Genomic DNA, 15,979 nt, shown 5'->3' with positions numbered 1-15,979 from the left:
GGGCGAACCGTCCGGCCAGCGATGCCCACGGTTTTGGTCAAAGCGTCTTTGAAAACGAAAAACGAAATTGCCAAGTGAAAAGGTAAGCAAGCAACCGTGATACGCCCCTTCATCGTGCTGGGAACTCGTCCCGAAGCCGTTAAACTAGCCCCGCTGATCCGTCATTGCCTGGAACGCAGCGACGACTTTGATCCGATCGTTTGCAGCACCGGTCAACACCGCGAAATGCTGGAACAAGTTCTTGGGTATTTTGAAATCCGGCCGGACGTTGATTTGCGTCTGATGAAGCACGGTCAAACGTTGGCTGAATTGACCGCTTCATGCATGCAGGCGGTCACCGATGCGTTGGTCAGAGCCAAGCCGGACTGCGTCGTGGTGCAAGGCGACACCACCACCGTGATGACCGCGTCGGTTGCCGCCTTTTATCAGAAGATTCCGGTGGTGCATGTCGAAGCAGGTCTTCGCACCGGAGATCTTTGGGCGCCTTGGCCGGAAGAATTCAATCGTCGCGTCGCGGCCATCGTCACTCAGCTGCACTGTGCCCCCACCGAAGGCGCGGCCAATGCATTACGACGCGAAGGCATCGATGAATCAAAGATTCGTGTGACGGGCAACACCGTGATCGACGCGCTAATGTGGGCGGTTGGCCGCGAACGCGCGAACTCCGAAACTTGGTCGCAAAAGTATCCTTTCGCGATGGCCGACGACGTCGTCCTAATTACCGGCCATCGCCGCGAGAACTTTGGGCAGGGATTGGCGGACATGTGTGACGCCATTGCCGAACTGTCCGATCGCCATCCCCAGGCCCAATTCATTTATCCGGTGCACCTGAACCCCAACGTCAAAGGCCCGGTCCATCAGCGTCTGGACGGACATGACAACATCCACTTGGTGCCACCGGCGGACTACCGCGAATTTGTCTGGCTGATGGACCGTGCCCGCGTGGTGCTGACCGATTCGGGTGGTGTGCAGGAAGAAGCGCCGTCGCTGGGATGTGACGTCTTCGTCACTCGCGAAAAAACCGAGCGGCCTGAAGCGGTCGACGCCGGATTGGCACACTTGGTCGGTACCGACCGGCAAAAGATCGTCGACAGTGTCTCGCAGTCGCTGCAATCCGGTCGGGCCGCGGGCGGATCAACCGATGCAGCCAATATTCGCGACAATCCCTACGGTGACGGCACGTCGTCGGTCCAGATCGCCGACTGGATGGCGGAAGTGTTTTCCTAAACGCCGGCAAGGGGCGGGTTTCCGGATGGCTCTCTTGTCCAGTCGAACGGCGAACCGGCACACCGGGTTCCTGCCCCGATGGCGACAATTCGGCGTCGATGTTTGCCAGATTTCGCAGGATCGGCTATCTTTCCCCGCCATGGAATTAGGTAGTCAGCCGGGTTGGTGATATCGGTCAATTGAATTTGGCCGGCCCACGCCGGTGACGATCATCGATCACATCAAAAGGGAGTTTGCGATGACCCGCATTCCACTGAGCCAAGCGGACGAACAGGCCCGACTGCGTCGTGAGCGGATGGATCTGAGTATCGCGGAGATGAAGTTGACGGTTCGGACGACCAACTGTCTGGAAGAAACCGGCATTTTGACCGTCCGCGATCTGCTCAACGCGACGCCCAAGCGTCTGCTTAGCATCAGCAATTTCGGCGAAAAAACGCTGGAAGAAGTTTACGGTGCTCTGGAAGACCTGGGCTTTTACCGATCCGGCCATCGCCCGGATCAGCCCCGCTGATTCCATTCACCCATTGATCAAGAATCAGCCCCGCTGAGCCACGAGCATGCCGCGTTCGTCCCGTTCGCGTGATTTCGGTCCCGCCCTTCTGCGTCCTTGGATCAAGAAGCGTGGCAGCCGCGTGCTGGGACAGACATTCCGTGGCATCGTCGGTGAAGCCCTGTTCTACGCCGGGTTGTTTTTGCTGGGCGTGTTCGGGCTGTCGCTGATCATCGCCAGTCGGGTTGCCGTCATCCGCCAGGCGCCGATTCCGTTGCCCGAGGTATCGCCGGAGATCACCTCCAGCGGCCTGGGCACTTGGATCCTGGGCATTCTTTCGGCCGTCGCGATCCTGACCGGTATTGCGGGACTTCTGTATCGAATCTCGCAGATCGGTGCCAGCAACGAGCGTCGTTCGGCCATCCGGGCCCGCGCCAAACAGATCGAATTGATCGGTCCAACGGCCGATCAAACGGTCAAGTTGCCGGGCGTTCCCCAAGGCAAACGGCTGACCGAAAGTCCGGGGGAACGTCAAACGTATCGCCTGGGCGCATCGACCCAGGAAACCGGCATCGTCGGCACCGCCGCACTGACCATGCTGTGGAATGCCGCTTGGTTCACTCTTTTATCAGTGGTGCTGAGCGGATTTTGGTTTTCGCGTCCGCGTTGGGTTCTGGCGGGATTGTTGATCCCGACCGGTTTTCTGGGCGTCCGAATGTTTCGGCACTTCGTCGCCCAATTGCGACGCCAGGCCGGTGTGGGCCCCACGATTGTTGAAATCAGCGATCACCCGCTGGTTCCCGGCAATCAATATCGCGTCCACGTGTCGCAAATGGGCCGGTTACGCCTCAAAAACCTCAGGGTTTACCTGACCTGTCAGGAAGAAGCGTTCTTTCATCAGGGCACGGACGTTCGTGTCGAACGTTACGACGCATTTCACCAAGATCTGGCGAAAGAACACAACGTCCGAGTTGACCCGCACACACCCTGGCAGCAACAATTCAACTTGGACCTGCCCCCCGACGTCATGCATTCGTTCGTGGGCAACCACAACGCCATACGCTGGCGATTAGTCGTTTCCGGAGAATCACGTCCTTGGCCATCGTTCTGCCGCAGTTTCCCCGTCGTCGTTCATCCACCGGGCTTGTCCATGAGACGCAACCCGCGTTGAACGTCACTTTGTGTCGTGAAGACGGCCGGTACAACGCCGGTGGGTTGCTGCGTGCGTCTTGGCGTGTATCGCGAGTCCAACCCGATCGCATCCGGTGCATCGAAGTGTCCGTTCTGTGGCACACCGATGGCAAAGGCGACGAAGATCTGCAGGTCCATCATTTCCATCGCATCGACACCGCCGAACTATCCGCGATGGATTTGGGATCGCCCCAAGCACTCGATTGCCGCTTGCCGGCGACACCGCTCAGCTACCACGGACGGCTTCTGTCGATCCGATGGTGCTTGCGTGTCCGGTTGTTCATGAACGGTGGGAAAGAAATCGTCACCGAACAACATTTCTTCGTCGTCGCTGACACATCGCCCGACGGGCCCATCGCGGCGCCGGGCCTGGAAAAGACGACTGGAAACGGCAAAGACGTTTCCCCGGCCGGTCGACGGAACCTGGCGGACGCATCGACGGAAACAACGCCTGCGGAAAAGTCGGGCGAGGAAACGGTGATCTTTCGACGCCTGAAACGTCCCCGCACTTTTCGGCGATTCGTCGATCGGTCATGACCGAAATGTCGCCGGTCTTTCCCAGCGACAATCCGTTTCGAGTCCGACGCGTCAAACCGGGCGCGATTCCCTATCAGTTTGTCGATCCGGAAATTCAGCAAGACGATCTGGTTCGTCGGATCATCACCCCTGACACGGGGCCCAAACCGACCGGACCCAAGTTGATCGTCGGTCCGCACGGGTCTGGCAAAACGACCCTGCTGCACCAGTTGGTCCCCCGGATCAGACAGTACTGGGGCACAGAAATCTGGGTGACACTTTCATCGGATCTGAGCCCGGGTGAAAATCAGAATCTGCTGCGCCGGTCGATGGGCAAGGCCAACCATCACCGTCATCGGGATCCCTGGTTGGTGATCGATGGTATTGAGCAACTCGGCCGATTGAACGGTTGGTTGCTGACCAGGTACCTACGTCGATCCGGAACACGCTGTTTGGCCACCAGCCATCGACGCATCCTGGGGTGGGACCACTTTTTTGCCACCCGTTTGAATTCGGAATTGATCCATCGATTGTGCGATCAGTTGCTGGCGGATGCTGATTCGAGTTTGCGCAAGAAGGTTTTGAACAACCTTTCGTCACGCGACCTTCATACGACGACCGACCTTCGCGCGTTATGGTTTGAGCTGTACGACTTGGTGGCAGACTTTGAAACTCAGGACCGGACCGCGGCGGTTCGCTAGCCTGCACCGGCACAAAATTCACTCCATGTTCCGAAGGGGCAGGGGCATTCCCATGGCCGTCCGATTGAACGTCTTGCTGATCCAAACACCGCCACCGACATCGGCGGCGGGCTCGATGATCGACGAGATCGTGGGACAACTGATCGCGGTTCCAGGCGTCGATCTGATGCTGGTCCGAAGCCCCCAACACTGGGAACCAGGATCGACGGATCATCTGACCCTGGAAAATCTTCAGAATGACGTCGCGGTTTTGGACTGGGTTCCCATCGAACAATCCGCCGATGCGCTCCGGCAAGTGTGCCAGGACCATGCCCGAACCCGTCACGAAAACGATGTGGTCGCTCCGCCGCCACGAGGGGGATCCAAGTGCCTGTTTCTGTTCGATCTGGGGCAATTTGAAACGGCGGTCGATGTGGTCGACGCTATTCATCGAATCCAAGAGTCGCGACAGGTTCGCACTTTTCAGCTGTTGGGCACAACGGCGGCGCCGCAGAAAACAAACGTTGATCCGGTGGGAACGAAGGGCGGAATCCGAGAGAATAGCGACCGACGACCAACGTCGCCCCGCGCAAACCCGGGGGTGGGTGAATCGTCCAACAATTCAGACGCGGCATCGCTTGCCGATCCGATAAGGGCCGAAAACCAACGGGCGACGAAACCGGCAACAAACCCAGATAGCCACCAAGCCTTAGATCGATTGCTGGATGAACTGGACGAACTAGATCCGTAAACCAATCCTTTGGTCGTTGCGAACGGTTTGGTCAGCCGTTCCGGACGACTTAGAATTGATCGTTGCCTTTCGATGTTTGCCGTGGGGCGGGCAAACAGGGTGAATCCCGCCCCTGATCCGCCCACGTTTGGCTTTGCTTGTGTTCCTAGTGTCCCTGTAACCAAAACCGAAACGATGTCGATCGACGACCGCATCTTTGCCGACGTATGTGACCACGCGCGAAAGGCGGCGATGCTGCAGACCATCGCCGACACATTGGAATGGGATGAACGTACCGGCATGCCTTCGGCCGCCGGCGAGTATCGCGCCCAGCAGGTTTCCACACTTCGTGCTCAGGTGCATCGTTTAAGAACCGATGCGAAGTACGGCGAACAGCTAGCGACATTGTCCGAACAGGCGGCCGAATTTCCGCCACACGGTGATCACGCGGCAACCATTCGTGAACTGCATGTGGACTTTCGCCGCGACAGCAAACTGTCCGAAGACTTGGTGCAGCGACTTTCGCTTGCCACCGTTCGTGGCCAACAGTCGTGGGATGCCGCTCGCAAGGCGGACGACTATCGACAGTTCAAACCTGCGCTGGCAGAAATCCTTGCACTGAAAAAGGAACAGGCCGATCGGTATCGCGAGGGCAGCGATGCGACGCTGTACGAAAGCCTGTTGGACGAGTTCGAACCCGGCGGTCGCGAAGCGAAGTTGGCGGAAGTCTTTCAACAACTGCGATCCGAACTTGTACCGATGATCGAGGCGATCGGTCGTTCGCCGAACCAACCTGATCTTCAATGCGTTCGCGGACCCTTTGATTTGGATCGGCAACGTGCGTTCAGCCATCGGGTCTGCGAATCGATCGGGTTTGATTTCTCACGTGGCCGGTTGGACGAAACTTCGCACCCGTTTTGCACCACACTGGGGCCGGACGATATCCGCATCCTGACACGCTACGAATCGACGTGGTTACCCGGTGGCCTGTACGGGTCGATGCACGAGGCGGGGCACGGAATCTATGAACAGGGTTTGCGTGCCGATTGGTTCGGTCTGCCGCCTGGATCGTACGCTTCGCTCAGCGTGCACGAATCGCAATCGCGTCTGTGGGAAAACCAAGTCGGCCGCAGCCGTGCGTTTTGGCAGTGGTTGTTGCCGCAGGCTACCGAAATGCTGGATTCCAGCTTGGAAGGCGTGTCGGCGGACGAGTTTTACTTTGCGACCAACGCGGTCGGCCCCAGCCTGATTCGCGTCGAAGCCGACGAAGCCACTTACAACCTGCACATCATCATCCGCTTTGACCTGGAACGTCAGTTGATCGCGGGCGACTTGTCGGTGGATCAGTTGCCCGAAGCCTGGAATGCGAGATACGAATCGGACCTGGGAATCCGCCCGAATTCCGATGCCGATGGCGTTCTGCAAGATGTGCACTGGAGCGCAGGGTTATTCGGATATTTTCCGACCTACACCCTGGGAAATCTGATCGCCGCGCAATTGTTTGCGACCGTTCAAGCGGCAATGCCGGATCTGGAACACCAGATCGCCACCGGTGAATTTGGACCACTTCGCCATTGGTTGCGGAAGAACGTTCACGAACCGGGCAAGTGTTTCCGGACGACCCAACTGGTGCAGAAAGTGACCGGCAACGATTTGTCGGCGGCGCCACTGATCAGCTACCTCAAGGGCAAGCTGTCTTCGCTGTACCAAATCTGATCCTCCAATTGATTCGCGTGACGCATTCGCGACGATCCAAACCATCGGAACAAACTGCATATTCGAAAAAGGGAAAGCCGACGCCTTCGATTAACCACGACTTGGCGACCGATCGCCCCCGACGATGACACGAACTAGCAGTTACCTTTCCCGGGGCCAATGATCGAAGGATCGGATTTGAATCCGAACACACACGCGTCGCTGAACCACCCATGATGCAAGCTTCCTGCCCACGATGTAACGAATCCGTGCGATTACCCGCAGCGGACGTTCCGGGTGACACAAAAGCCACCTGCCCGTGGTGCCGCGGCTCGTTTTTTCTGGCCGAGATCCAGGAACTTCTTCCCCCGGAATTGATCCTGGATCTCCCCGAACCTGATGACGAAGTGGAAGTCATCGGCGGATCGGAACCACCGGTCGGCGAACAAGCCCCTGGCGTTGACGCACCGTTCGTGTTCGGCCAACACGAGTTTTCTGTCGAACCCGATGCAACTGTAGGATCGCCCGAAAGCGACGGGGCATCAATGCCGTCGTTCGATTTCGATCCGGAAAGCCGGAACGAACGAGCATCCAATCGCAACAAGAGCATCTTCCTGCATCCCATTGCCCAGATGTTTTACGGATTGATCCTGGCGATTCCCATGGCTCTGGCAATCTTGTACGCGGTTGGATCACCGGTGAAATTGGGATTCTGGCCTTTTGCGGAATCACGATCCGCCATTCGCGCGTTTCCACTTCCCGATGAAACCGAATCGGATGAAAACGACGACCAGCGTGACGTGACCGATCCGGCGTCGCACATGGATGACATCGAATCGGCCAGCATGTTGACCTATCGCGAACAATCCGATCGAGGCAAAACGACCAGCACACTCGCGCCGGCCGAACCGGCATCCGAAGACATCGTGGCCCAGGACGCCGGAGCCGCCAAGTTGCAGGAAACATTTGCGGCGATTGACGAATTGGAACAAGAAACTCGCTCCAACAGTCGTGACTATTGGCGCCGGGTCGTCACCGTTTACTCACAGGTCGCGGGGATGGCCGTGGACGATGATGTCACTACCGCGCAGCAGCAAGCCGTCTTGGACCGAGTCCGCCGATCCGATCGCTTGGAAGACCTGAGTTCTAAAACGGCCCAGTGGATTTCGCTGGATTCCAAGCGTCGCGCCACCGAACCACTGATGAACGACGGTGTGATCGTCGCCGGACTTTTGAATTCCGTCGGCCCCGCCTACGTCCGATTGCCGGGCGGAGAAATGGTCAACGTGCGTGGTGATTTGCCCGAGAATCAAGATGGTTCACCGTTTCTGGCTCTCGGACGTCTGGTGCCCAATACCGGGGCAGCGGCAACGTCCGATGTCAAAACGGTGCAGATTCTTGTTCGCAGCGAAGCGGATCGCTAATCCCAGCGGCGCAGCATTGCGGCGATGATTCTGCCGCACGGCGATCGCAATGCGCACGCCATACGGCCCGTTTGTTGGTCGCGATGAATTTCCTGCAAAGCGGTTACCTGCCCTCCGGCATCGGGGTGGTCAGTATCGGCCAAGCCTTCTAGGCTCCTGTCGTTTCCCCGGCGCAATGACCACTTCGTGCCCGACGTTGCATGCCCGACCTCTAGGGCACGAATCTACGTATCGATCATCAGTGCCACCGCACGATCAATGGCGAACGGATGCGTGTGATCCAGCAACGGCACTGACCAATCACGACGATCATCGCCGGGATTCCTTTCACGAAGCAATCGCTCCGCCTCCATCGCGATTTTCGAAAACGATGCCTGCACCGATCCTATACGAATCCCATTGCCATACGCCTTTGTGCAAACATGCCAGTGGCGAACCGACCGAGTATGCCGCTCAGGCACTGGAAAAGAACCTCAAGGGGCTGATCGTCACTTGTCATAACCCCATGCCCGACGGATTTTCCGCTCGCGTTCGCATGGCGGAAAATGAACTGGACCAGTACATCGCGATGGTCGCCCAGACACGCGAAGAATGGCAAGATCGCGTGGACGTCCGCTTGGGTCTGGAAGCGGACTATTTCCAAGGATACGAATCCTACGTGGAAGAACAGTTGGCCGGCGCCGACTTCCAATTCGTGCTGGGCAGTGTGCATCCCCAATTGGATGAGTTTCGCGACCGCTACTGGCAGGAAGATCTACGCGAAGTCCAGAAAACCTACTTTCGGTTGCTCGCCGATGCCGCAGAAACCGGACTGTTCGATTCCATCAGTCACCCTGACCTGATCAAGAACTTTACCGTCAAGGTTTGGGACGAGCCGAACATGATGGATATCATCGCGCCTTCGCTTGATCGAATCGCCAAGACGGGCGTTGCGATGGAACTGAACACGTCCGGGGCCTTGAAAACGATCCAGCAGATGAACCCGTATCCCGAAATGTTGCGGGAAATCGCCAAACGCAACATTCCCATCACCCTGGGTGCCGATGCACACGTGCCCGAACGCGTGGGGGATCGATTCGTCGAAGCATTGAATCTGTTGTCCGAATGCGGTTTTCAACAGGTCAGCTTCTTTTTGCAACGACGTCGCCACGACGTAAAGATCGACGACGCGTTACACAGTTTGGCCAGCCCCGCCGATGTACGCCAAGCGTCCTAGTCAAGTCGCGGTGCGGCTTGAACCAGAAGCAGCCTGAGAGCCCTGTCTTAGCTGATCCAGCACTTTCAGTTGACGGTACAGCATTTCAATGCGTGGGGCGTCGAACCCGGCAGCCTGTGCCGCCCGCAACGGATTTCCAAAGATGGCTTCCACTTCCATCGGACGACCATTCAAAAAGTCCAGCCGCATGCTGCTGTCATAGGGCACCATCTTGCGAGTGTGCTCGATCGTCGTTTCGATCGCATCATCCGCGATGGAAACCCCACAGGCCGCGGCGGCAGCGTGCACTTCGCGGACCAACGACAACGAAAGCTGTTCTCCCCACCGGCCGTCCATCAGCTGGTCGGTGCTGGCGTCACAGACCACCGACAATCCGTTGAACGTGATGTTCCACATCAGCTTTCGCCAACGCGTGAGCAGAAGATCGTCGGTCGCGATCGCTTCCACACCCGCGGCATTCAATTCGGATGCGATTCGTGCTGCCCGATCCGACACGCCGGCTTTTGGGCTGTATTCACCAAACACGATCCGCCCGTAATCGATGTGTTTGATGTGCCCGGGGCCCACCTTATTGCTGCACAGAAAACAACATCCCCCCAGCGTACGCTGCGTGCCGACGACTTCAGCTGAATCCGCTTCCACGTCCAGACCATTTTGAAGCACCAAGACAGCCCCGCCGCCGGCGGTTGGCCCGGCCAACAGTTTCGGCAAGTGATGGTTTTGCGTCGTCTTCAAACCGACAATGGTCACATCACAAGGCGGCATGTCATCCGCAAACTGATACGCGTTCACGTCGTGCAGGTGCAGATCGCCCCAGACGCTTTCGACTTTCAATCCGTATTGCCGGACATGCTGAAAATCGGAACGAAACAGAAAATGAACTTCGTGCCCCGCCGCCGCTAAACGGGCGCCGTACAGTCCGCCCAGCGCACCACTGCCGATGATTGCGTAACGTTGCATCGACTTCATTCCGATTCGATCACAAACGAATCGTCGGGCACGTCTATCCAGTCGCCGTTCTGAAACGACCACTGAAGTTTCCATTGGGAATCGCTCGGGTGCACCACCGTCCCGATGGCAATCGGATGCATCCCCGACGCAAGGTGTACCGTGGGGCTTTCGACAACCGGTTCTTTTGCGGCCGAATCACCTGCGCCCGCCGGCGGATCATGTTCCAGCAACAGCATTTCGTGCAAACGGGCGGCAACACGATCCAGCCCGACAACACGAAAACGATAGCTTCCGTCATCAGGCACCCGCAGATAACCGCGGAACCAAACGGCGGCGGTGGAATTGACGGCATCGAGTTCTTTGCGATCACGGTGATAGGACGTCAAAAAGACACGTCCATGCCCAGCGGCCAAATCTTTGGGCACATACGGAAACTCTCCGATCTGATACTCCATGATCGCACCCGGCTTTGGATCGGCAACGTTCATCGACGGGACCAAAGCGGTATCGTAAGGCCGCTTGGCACTTTCGTTCATCGTCCGCAAACGCAAAACGCGGTCTTTCATTTTCTGCTGAATTTGAGAAATCGCATCCGACGATCCCGCCAAGTCGTTCAGCTCCTTTGGATCATTCTCCAAGTCATAGATTTGGAAATCGTCATCATGGTTGTCGATGTCCAATCGGACGCCCTTATAGCCATCGACAAAAACGATCTGCATCTGCCCGCGTTTCTGCTTGCGTTTCCGCTGCTGAAAATCTTGATAATCGGGCGTGCGTCCATTCTGTGAATACTCGACATAGACCGTGCTGTTTTGCCGTGTTCCCGATCGGATCAATCCCGGCAACAGGGAAACGCCATCGCATCCCGCGGGTACGGGGCAATTGGCGGCATCGGCAAACGTAGCCATCCAGTCGTGGAACTGGCTGGGTTGTTGATCGACGTGGCCGGACGGAATCTTGCCCGGCCAATAGGCCACCGTGGGAACACGCACGCCACCTTCCCACACGTCACGTTTGGTGCCGTCGAATGGACCATAAGAGCGGAACGACGTGGGCTGGTACGATGCATCGGCCAAATACGATTCATGGTGCGGACCATTGTCGCTGCTAAGCACCACCAACGTGTTTTGGTCGATTCCTAAGTCTTTCAAGGTTTGAAGCAAGTCACCGACAGCATCATCGATACGCAACACCATCGACGCGAATCGTTCTTCCACATCGGACCAACCTTGATTGGTCACTTGAGGATAACGGTAACTGTCGATCGGTCCCTTCGCGGTATTGATCATCGCGCCAGGTTTGCCTGTCCATTGCACACCGCCATTTAGGCCCTTTGATTCGGGATACTGACAACTGGGAATTTGAAGTGCGGCGTGGGGCGTGTCATAGGCCAAGTACAGGAAAAACGGATCAACCGAATCCTGGCGGACTTGTTCGGAAATCCAATGCTTGGCGTAAGCGGTGAAAAGATCCGTCGTGTAACAGTTGGTCAAATCACCGCTGATCTCACGATCGTTGTGCCAGACTTCTTTCGGTTCCTTGTGACTGTCCGAATTTCCCAACTCCCAAGCATGGGCCGGATAGTGAAGGTGGCCGTCGACATGACGGACATAGCCCAAAAATTCATCAAAGCCACGATTGGTCGGATACCCCGGCCATTGGGCGGGCTTGGTTCCATTCTTTGCCAGCGCGTACCTCTGATCGCCTTGCAGGCCATATTTTCCGATGATCGCAGTGCGATAACCGGCCGATTTCAGGACCGACGCGACGGAGTGCTGTGGCGGTAACTGTTTATCGAATTGGTTGTCACGGATGTCCGACGATCCCTGGTGCTTTCCCAACAACAGCGACGCGCGACTGGGGGCACAAACCGGTGCGGGACAATAATGATTCCGCAGTTGTGCACCGTCCTGGGCCATCTGATCCAGCGAGGGTGTTTGAAAATCTTTGCCGCCACGTGAACGATTGTCGTCGTAAACGCTTAGATCGCCCCAACCAAGATCATCACACAAGATGAAAATGATGTTCGGTTGCTTGGTTTTGGGATCGTTTGCGTCGGCGTTCGCTTGGACCGCGAATACCGAAAAGAATGAAAACGCAACGCAAAAAACGGCAATGACTTTTCTGTGATTCATCCGTCGATTCGATTCGTCAGTTTTGAACGGGAATGGTTTCGGTCAATCCAGAGTGTTCCATGACCGAATCGGAAAGCTCTTCTTGAGTCTTGTTGTTCGCACGCCACACGAAATACCACATCACCATCGTGACCAAAAGGACCGACAGCATGGCGGCTGCCCCTTCGATGAATAGCGATCGTCGCATTTGACCAACCGGTGCGAACACCTTGGAAAGCCGATATTGGACCAACACCAAAAGATCGGTATCGGGCATTGACCTGTTCGCCTGCGTACCAGATTTGCTTTCGGCGTTCGAATTGCTTCCGGCATTATCTTCGCCAGACGTCGCGTTCGGCGTAGCGACCGATTCGACATCCAGATTGGGCAATTCAATCGGTTGCATGGCGGCGATCCATTCACCCCGATAAGCTTGGCCCTCGGGATCGCTGGCAACCGGATCACGGTAATCGACATCGCCACCTTCGATCAGCCGATCCATCAGACTGGGTGAGATCTTGAACTGTTTATCGATCGTGGCATCACCCGCCGCCCGCCGGTCACGCAAGAAAGGGTGCTCCAAGATGGTACCGCGTTGATCACCCTGACGGGCCTCGACCAAAACGGCCACTTGGTTGTCGGCCGCCAATTGACCGGAATCAGCCTGCTTGGCATCCAGTGGATTCTGCTGACGTTGCAGCAACGGGAACTCACCCAAATTGATCGTGGTCACGAACACCGCATCGGGCGTATCGGAATCCTTTGCCAAATAAACCGGTGTGCTGATTGCCACCTTCCACAATCCAGATGCCGTGCTTTGAAAGGCGGCGGAAAACCGGGTTTCCGTCAGAGGCGGGACCTGTGCGACCTGTTCATTCGATGCGGGCTTTTGCAGATCGTCACGGCCTCCGTGAAAATAGTTCCGGTACGAAAAGTTGCGGCCTGCGCTATTGCGATCCTTGGTCACCGGATTGTCGTACGCAATGGCGACGATCGTCCCAAAGCGATCGGTAACGAACATCGTCGCCAAAGGTCGACGTGCATCTTCCCCCACGTGATTGCCGAGCCGTTGATATAGGTATTCGTCCAAGGCGACGCGTTTGGGCGCGTCATAGATTTGTTCTCTGGCATCGACACGCATGTTTCCCGCGTCATTGCCATCGGCTGTTGCGATGCGTTCACGCTGTCGTTTGATTTCGGGATCCGTCAGAAATTCTCGCAGCGTTTGTTGGAACTCCGGCCGCTTGGCCTCTTCGATCGCCAATGCGAAATAACGTTCGATTTCCGACTGCAGTGTTTTGGCGGCGAACCGAGCGGCCAATTGGTTGCTGCCAAAGGCTTCGGTCCGCAATGCTTCGGTCGTACTTTCGCTGGCCCGGTTGATGCTTCGAGCGGCAAAGATCGATGTCGCCGCCAGCAGCAACAGCGGCCCGACGATTCCCAGCAGCAACAAAGGGCGGCGGGCGCGATTGTTTTCGCGTTCCTGCAAATCGGCCAAGATCTGTTGAACGTTTCGGTAGCGATCTTCCGGATCGTTCGCCAGCGATTTTGCCAGGATGCGTTGCAGCGGACGATCGATACCGCTGCGGGCCAGCCGTTCCATGACGGGCGGTTGGGAAGCAATCGCTTGCTGGTATTGTCGCAAACGCTTGGGCAGGGATCCGGCGGTATCGATTCGCGAGATCAGCGATTCATCGCGATAAGGCGGCTTGCCCACCAGCATCTGAAACAGGATCGCGCCGGCGGCGTAAACGTCCCAACTGGCATCCGGGTTTGCGTCCAAGTCGGCTTGCTCGGGTGCCATGTAAAACAGCGTTCCCAAAGCTGGCGTTTGATCATGCGACATGCGACTTTGACCAAAATCCGCCAGCCGAGGTTCTTGGTCGTCGCCCATCAAGATATTGGCCGGCTTGACGTCGCAGTGCAGCACCCCCTTGCTGTGGCAATGGTTCAAACCGACGCAAATTTTGCGAAAGATCTCCACCGCCTCTTCGACCGGCAATCGCCCCCGCGACTTCAACATCTCCTCCAGTGAGCCACCGGTGATCAATTCCATCACGTAGTAAGGTGGGTCCGCATCCCAGCCGACTTCCAAGACCTGAACCACATGCCGGTTGGCCGACAGTTGGACTAAGTTTTTGACTTCACGACTTAGCAACGACCAATTGACACCCCCGCGGTGCAGATAAAACTTCACCGCCACACCGCGACCGGTGTTCAAGTCACGACCGACCCAGACTTGGCCGAACGCTCCCGATCCCAAAAACTTGATCAACCGATACCCCGGCACCTCGGCCGGAGGCGTCGTCGCCTGCATGGACAGCCGTTTGCTGGCCGAGCGAGCCAGGGGCGTCTGGTCGAGCGTATGATCGTCAGTCAAGCCTGCTTCCTTGGTGCCGATGTCTTTAAAAACGCAGTTTACACCATGATCCAGACGGGAGAACAAATGTGCCGGTTCGCCATCCTGGCATGTTGTGTCTTTATCGTCGCACAGGCGGAAATCTCGTGGTCCGATGCGACGCCACCGACATTGACGACAACGTCCCAGACACAGTCCAAGCCCGCGGCCGACGTCGACGCATCAACCGCCGAAACGATCCAATCGCCGATTCGCCCACCTGCTGACTCGACCGCTCCGCTGGATGGCTCCGAGGGACGCGATTTGTTGCTGCGGAATTTCCGTCCGCAATCGAAATTGAAGGTTCACCGGACCGAGATTCCCAAAGCGTCCTTCCCGGTTGTCGATGTTCACACACATTTCATGTTCAAGCTGCGTGAAAACCGACAAGCACTGAACGACTTTGTCGCCGTCATGGACCGAAACGGGATCGCGGTGTGCGTTTCTTTGGATGGTCGACTGGACGGGACGTTTGTCCGTCATCGCGATTTCCTTTGGAAACATCATCGCGATCGTTTTGTCATCTTTGCTCACTTGGATTGGCGTGGCGATGGTGTGGAAGATCAGCCATCCACATGGGCCTGCAATCAGCCTGGCTTTGCCCAGCGTGCGGCTGCCCGGATCCGACACGCCGTCGACGAAGGCGCCAGCGGACTGAAAATCTTCAAAAATTTTGGGCTGCGTTATCGCTATCCCGACGGCAGCCTGATCAAGATCGACGACCGTCGATTCGATCCGATCTGGAAGGCTTGTGGCGAACTAGGCATCCCCGTGATCATGCACACCGCTGATCCGGCGGCTTTTTTTGATCCGGTCGATGCCACCAACGAACGCTGGGAAGAACTGAGCCGGCATCCCGACTGGAGTTTCTACGGAGATGAATTTCCCAGCCGAAGCGAATTGCTGGAAGCCCGCAATCGTGTCATCCGGCGGCATCCCGAAACGACGTTCATCGGCGCTCACGTTGCAAACAACCCAGAAGACCTGAACGAAGTTGCAGCATGGCTGGACCAAATGCCCAACTTGGTTGTCGAATTTGCTTCACGCATCGGCGAACTGGGAAGACAGCCGTACACGGCGCGTCGATTTATGATTCGCTATGCCGACCGCATCATGTTCGGCACCGATGGACCACAGCCCGAAGCACGCTTGAATGCCTATTGGCGTTTCTTGGAAACCAAGGATGAATCGTTTGCCTACAGCGAAAAGATCCCGCCTCCGCAAGGCATGTGGAACATTCACGGGGTTGGGCTACCCCCGGACGTGCTAAAAAAGATTTATCATCTGAACGCGGCGAAATTCATCCCAGGTGTCGCCGAACGTTTGCCGCGGTCGGTCCCATGATGA

13 protein-coding genes are annotated in these 15,979 nt (G+C 56.9%); 10 read left to right on the top strand and 3 right to left on the bottom strand.

Going from position 1 to position 15,979, the window contains the following annotated elements; all coding sequences use genetic code 11:
• The first annotated feature begins 99 nt into the window (after nucleotides 1-99).
• The 9 genes from wecB to HFP54_RS02505 all read left to right on the top strand — a co-directional run bounded on the left by wecB (nucleotide 100) and on the right by HFP54_RS02505 (nucleotide 9,169).
• The gene (wecB, locus tag HFP54_RS02545; protein WP_168564179.1) at nucleotides 100-1,227 is read left to right on the top strand and encodes a non-hydrolyzing UDP-N-acetylglucosamine 2-epimerase; all 1,128 of its coding nucleotides are present in this window, start codon (nucleotides 100-102) and stop codon (nucleotides 1,225-1,227) included.
• A gap of 238 nt (nucleotides 1,228-1,465) precedes the next feature.
• Nucleotides 1,466-1,738, top strand: a complete 273-nt coding sequence (locus HFP54_RS02540) for a DNA-directed RNA polymerase subunit alpha C-terminal domain-containing protein (protein ID WP_145301074.1) — start codon at nucleotides 1,466-1,468, stop codon at nucleotides 1,736-1,738.
• A gap of 46 nt (nucleotides 1,739-1,784) precedes the next feature.
• Nucleotides 1,785-2,888: a hypothetical protein gene (locus tag HFP54_RS02535; protein WP_145301077.1), complete on the top strand. Its 1,104-nt coding sequence runs from the start codon at nucleotides 1,785-1,787 to the stop codon at nucleotides 2,886-2,888.
• On the top strand, nucleotides 2,885-3,445 hold the full coding sequence (locus HFP54_RS02530) for a hypothetical protein (RefSeq protein ID WP_146412251.1): 561 nt from the start codon (nucleotides 2,885-2,887) through the stop codon (nucleotides 3,443-3,445). The genes HFP54_RS02535 and HFP54_RS02530 overlap by 4 nt, the downstream gene beginning before the upstream one ends.
• A complete protein-coding gene (locus HFP54_RS02525) occupies nucleotides 3,442-4,125 on the top strand; it encodes an ATP-binding protein (RefSeq protein WP_168563936.1) in 684 nt (227 codons plus the stop codon). Before HFP54_RS02530 ends, HFP54_RS02525 begins: the two co-directional genes overlap by 4 nt.
• Before the next feature lie 52 nt (nucleotides 4,126-4,177).
• Nucleotides 4,178-4,855 carry a hypothetical protein gene (locus tag HFP54_RS02520; protein ID WP_168563935.1) on the top strand — a complete coding sequence of 226 codons (678 nt, stop codon included), beginning with the start codon at nucleotides 4,178-4,180 and terminating at the stop codon, nucleotides 4,853-4,855.
• Nucleotides 4,856-5,029: 174 nt separating this feature from the next.
• Nucleotides 5,030-6,550: a carboxypeptidase M32 gene (locus tag HFP54_RS02515; protein WP_168563934.1), complete on the top strand. Its 1,521-nt coding sequence runs from the start codon at nucleotides 5,030-5,032 to the stop codon at nucleotides 6,548-6,550.
• 248 nt (nucleotides 6,551-6,798) lie between these two features.
• Nucleotides 6,799-7,953: a hypothetical protein gene (locus HFP54_RS02510; RefSeq protein WP_168563933.1), complete on the top strand. Its 1,155-nt coding sequence runs from the start codon at nucleotides 6,799-6,801 to the stop codon at nucleotides 7,951-7,953.
• A gap of 370 nt (nucleotides 7,954-8,323) precedes the next feature.
• Nucleotides 8,324-9,169, top strand: coding sequence for a histidinol-phosphatase HisJ family protein (locus HFP54_RS02505; RefSeq protein ID WP_168563932.1), 846 nt, complete (start codon nucleotides 8,324-8,326; stop codon nucleotides 9,167-9,169).
• On the opposite strand, the gene HFP54_RS02500 is transcribed toward HFP54_RS02505, so the two are convergent.
• Genes HFP54_RS02500 through HFP54_RS02490 form a run of 3 tightly spaced genes read right to left on the bottom strand, consistent with a single transcriptional unit; the run spans nucleotide 9,170 to nucleotide 14,614 of the window.
• Nucleotides 9,170-10,129 carry a putative 2-dehydropantoate 2-reductase gene (locus tag HFP54_RS02500; protein WP_231604567.1) on the bottom strand — a complete coding sequence of 320 codons (960 nt, stop codon included), beginning with the start codon at nucleotides 10,127-10,129 and terminating at the stop codon, nucleotides 9,170-9,172. It abuts the gene before it with no gap.
• A 5-nt stretch (nucleotides 10,130-10,134) separates the two neighbouring features.
• Complete coding sequence (locus HFP54_RS02495; protein WP_168563931.1) at nucleotides 10,135-12,255, bottom strand: arylsulfatase; 2,121 nt, start codon at nucleotides 12,253-12,255, stop codon at nucleotides 10,135-10,137.
• Between the two features lie 16 nt (nucleotides 12,256-12,271).
• Nucleotides 12,272-14,614 carry a serine/threonine-protein kinase gene (locus tag HFP54_RS02490; protein ID WP_235951196.1) on the bottom strand — a complete coding sequence of 781 codons (2,343 nt, stop codon included), beginning with the start codon at nucleotides 14,612-14,614 and terminating at the stop codon, nucleotides 12,272-12,274.
• 45 nt (nucleotides 14,615-14,659) lie between these two features.
• On the opposite strand from HFP54_RS02490, the gene HFP54_RS02485 reads away from it, so the two are divergent.
• The gene (locus HFP54_RS02485; protein WP_235951195.1) at nucleotides 14,660-15,976 is read left to right on the top strand and encodes an amidohydrolase family protein; all 1,317 of its coding nucleotides are present in this window, start codon (nucleotides 14,660-14,662) and stop codon (nucleotides 15,974-15,976) included.
• Nucleotides 15,977-15,979 lie beyond the last annotated feature (3 nt).

It is taken from the genome of Crateriforma spongiae (assembly GCF_012290005.1).
Lineage (GTDB): Bacteria > Planctomycetota > Planctomycetia > Pirellulales > Pirellulaceae > Crateriforma > Crateriforma spongiae.
The sequence above is the reverse complement of the archived record's forward strand: the minus strand, read 5'-3'. Positions and strand labels throughout refer to the sequence as shown.

Coding starts and splice junctions, on each gene's coding strand:
- HFP54_RS02540 (WP_145301074.1), top strand. CDS start 1,466: ATGACCCGCATTCCACTGAGCCAAGCGGACGAACAGGCCCGACTGCGT.
- HFP54_RS02535 (WP_145301077.1), top strand. CDS start 1,785: ATGCCGCGTTCGTCCCGTTCGCGTGATTTCGGTCCCGCCCTTCTGCGT.
- HFP54_RS02525 (WP_168563936.1), top strand. CDS start 3,442: ATGACCGAAATGTCGCCGGTCTTTCCCAGCGACAATCCGTTTCGAGTC.
- HFP54_RS02520 (WP_168563935.1), top strand. CDS start 4,178: ATGGCCGTCCGATTGAACGTCTTGCTGATCCAAACACCGCCACCGACA.
- HFP54_RS02515 (WP_168563934.1), top strand. CDS start 5,030: ATGTCGATCGACGACCGCATCTTTGCCGACGTATGTGACCACGCGCGA.
- HFP54_RS02505 (WP_168563932.1), top strand. CDS start 8,324: ATGCCTGCACCGATCCTATACGAATCCCATTGCCATACGCCTTTGTGC.
- HFP54_RS02500 (WP_231604567.1), bottom strand. CDS start 10,129: ATGCAACGTTACGCAATCATCGGCAGTGGTGCGCTGGGCGGACTGTAC.
- HFP54_RS02495 (WP_168563931.1), bottom strand. CDS start 12,255: ATGAATCACAGAAAAGTCATTGCCGTTTTTTGCGTTGCGTTTTCATTC.
- HFP54_RS02485 (WP_235951195.1), top strand. CDS start 14,660: ATGATCCAGACGGGAGAACAAATGTGCCGGTTCGCCATCCTGGCATGT.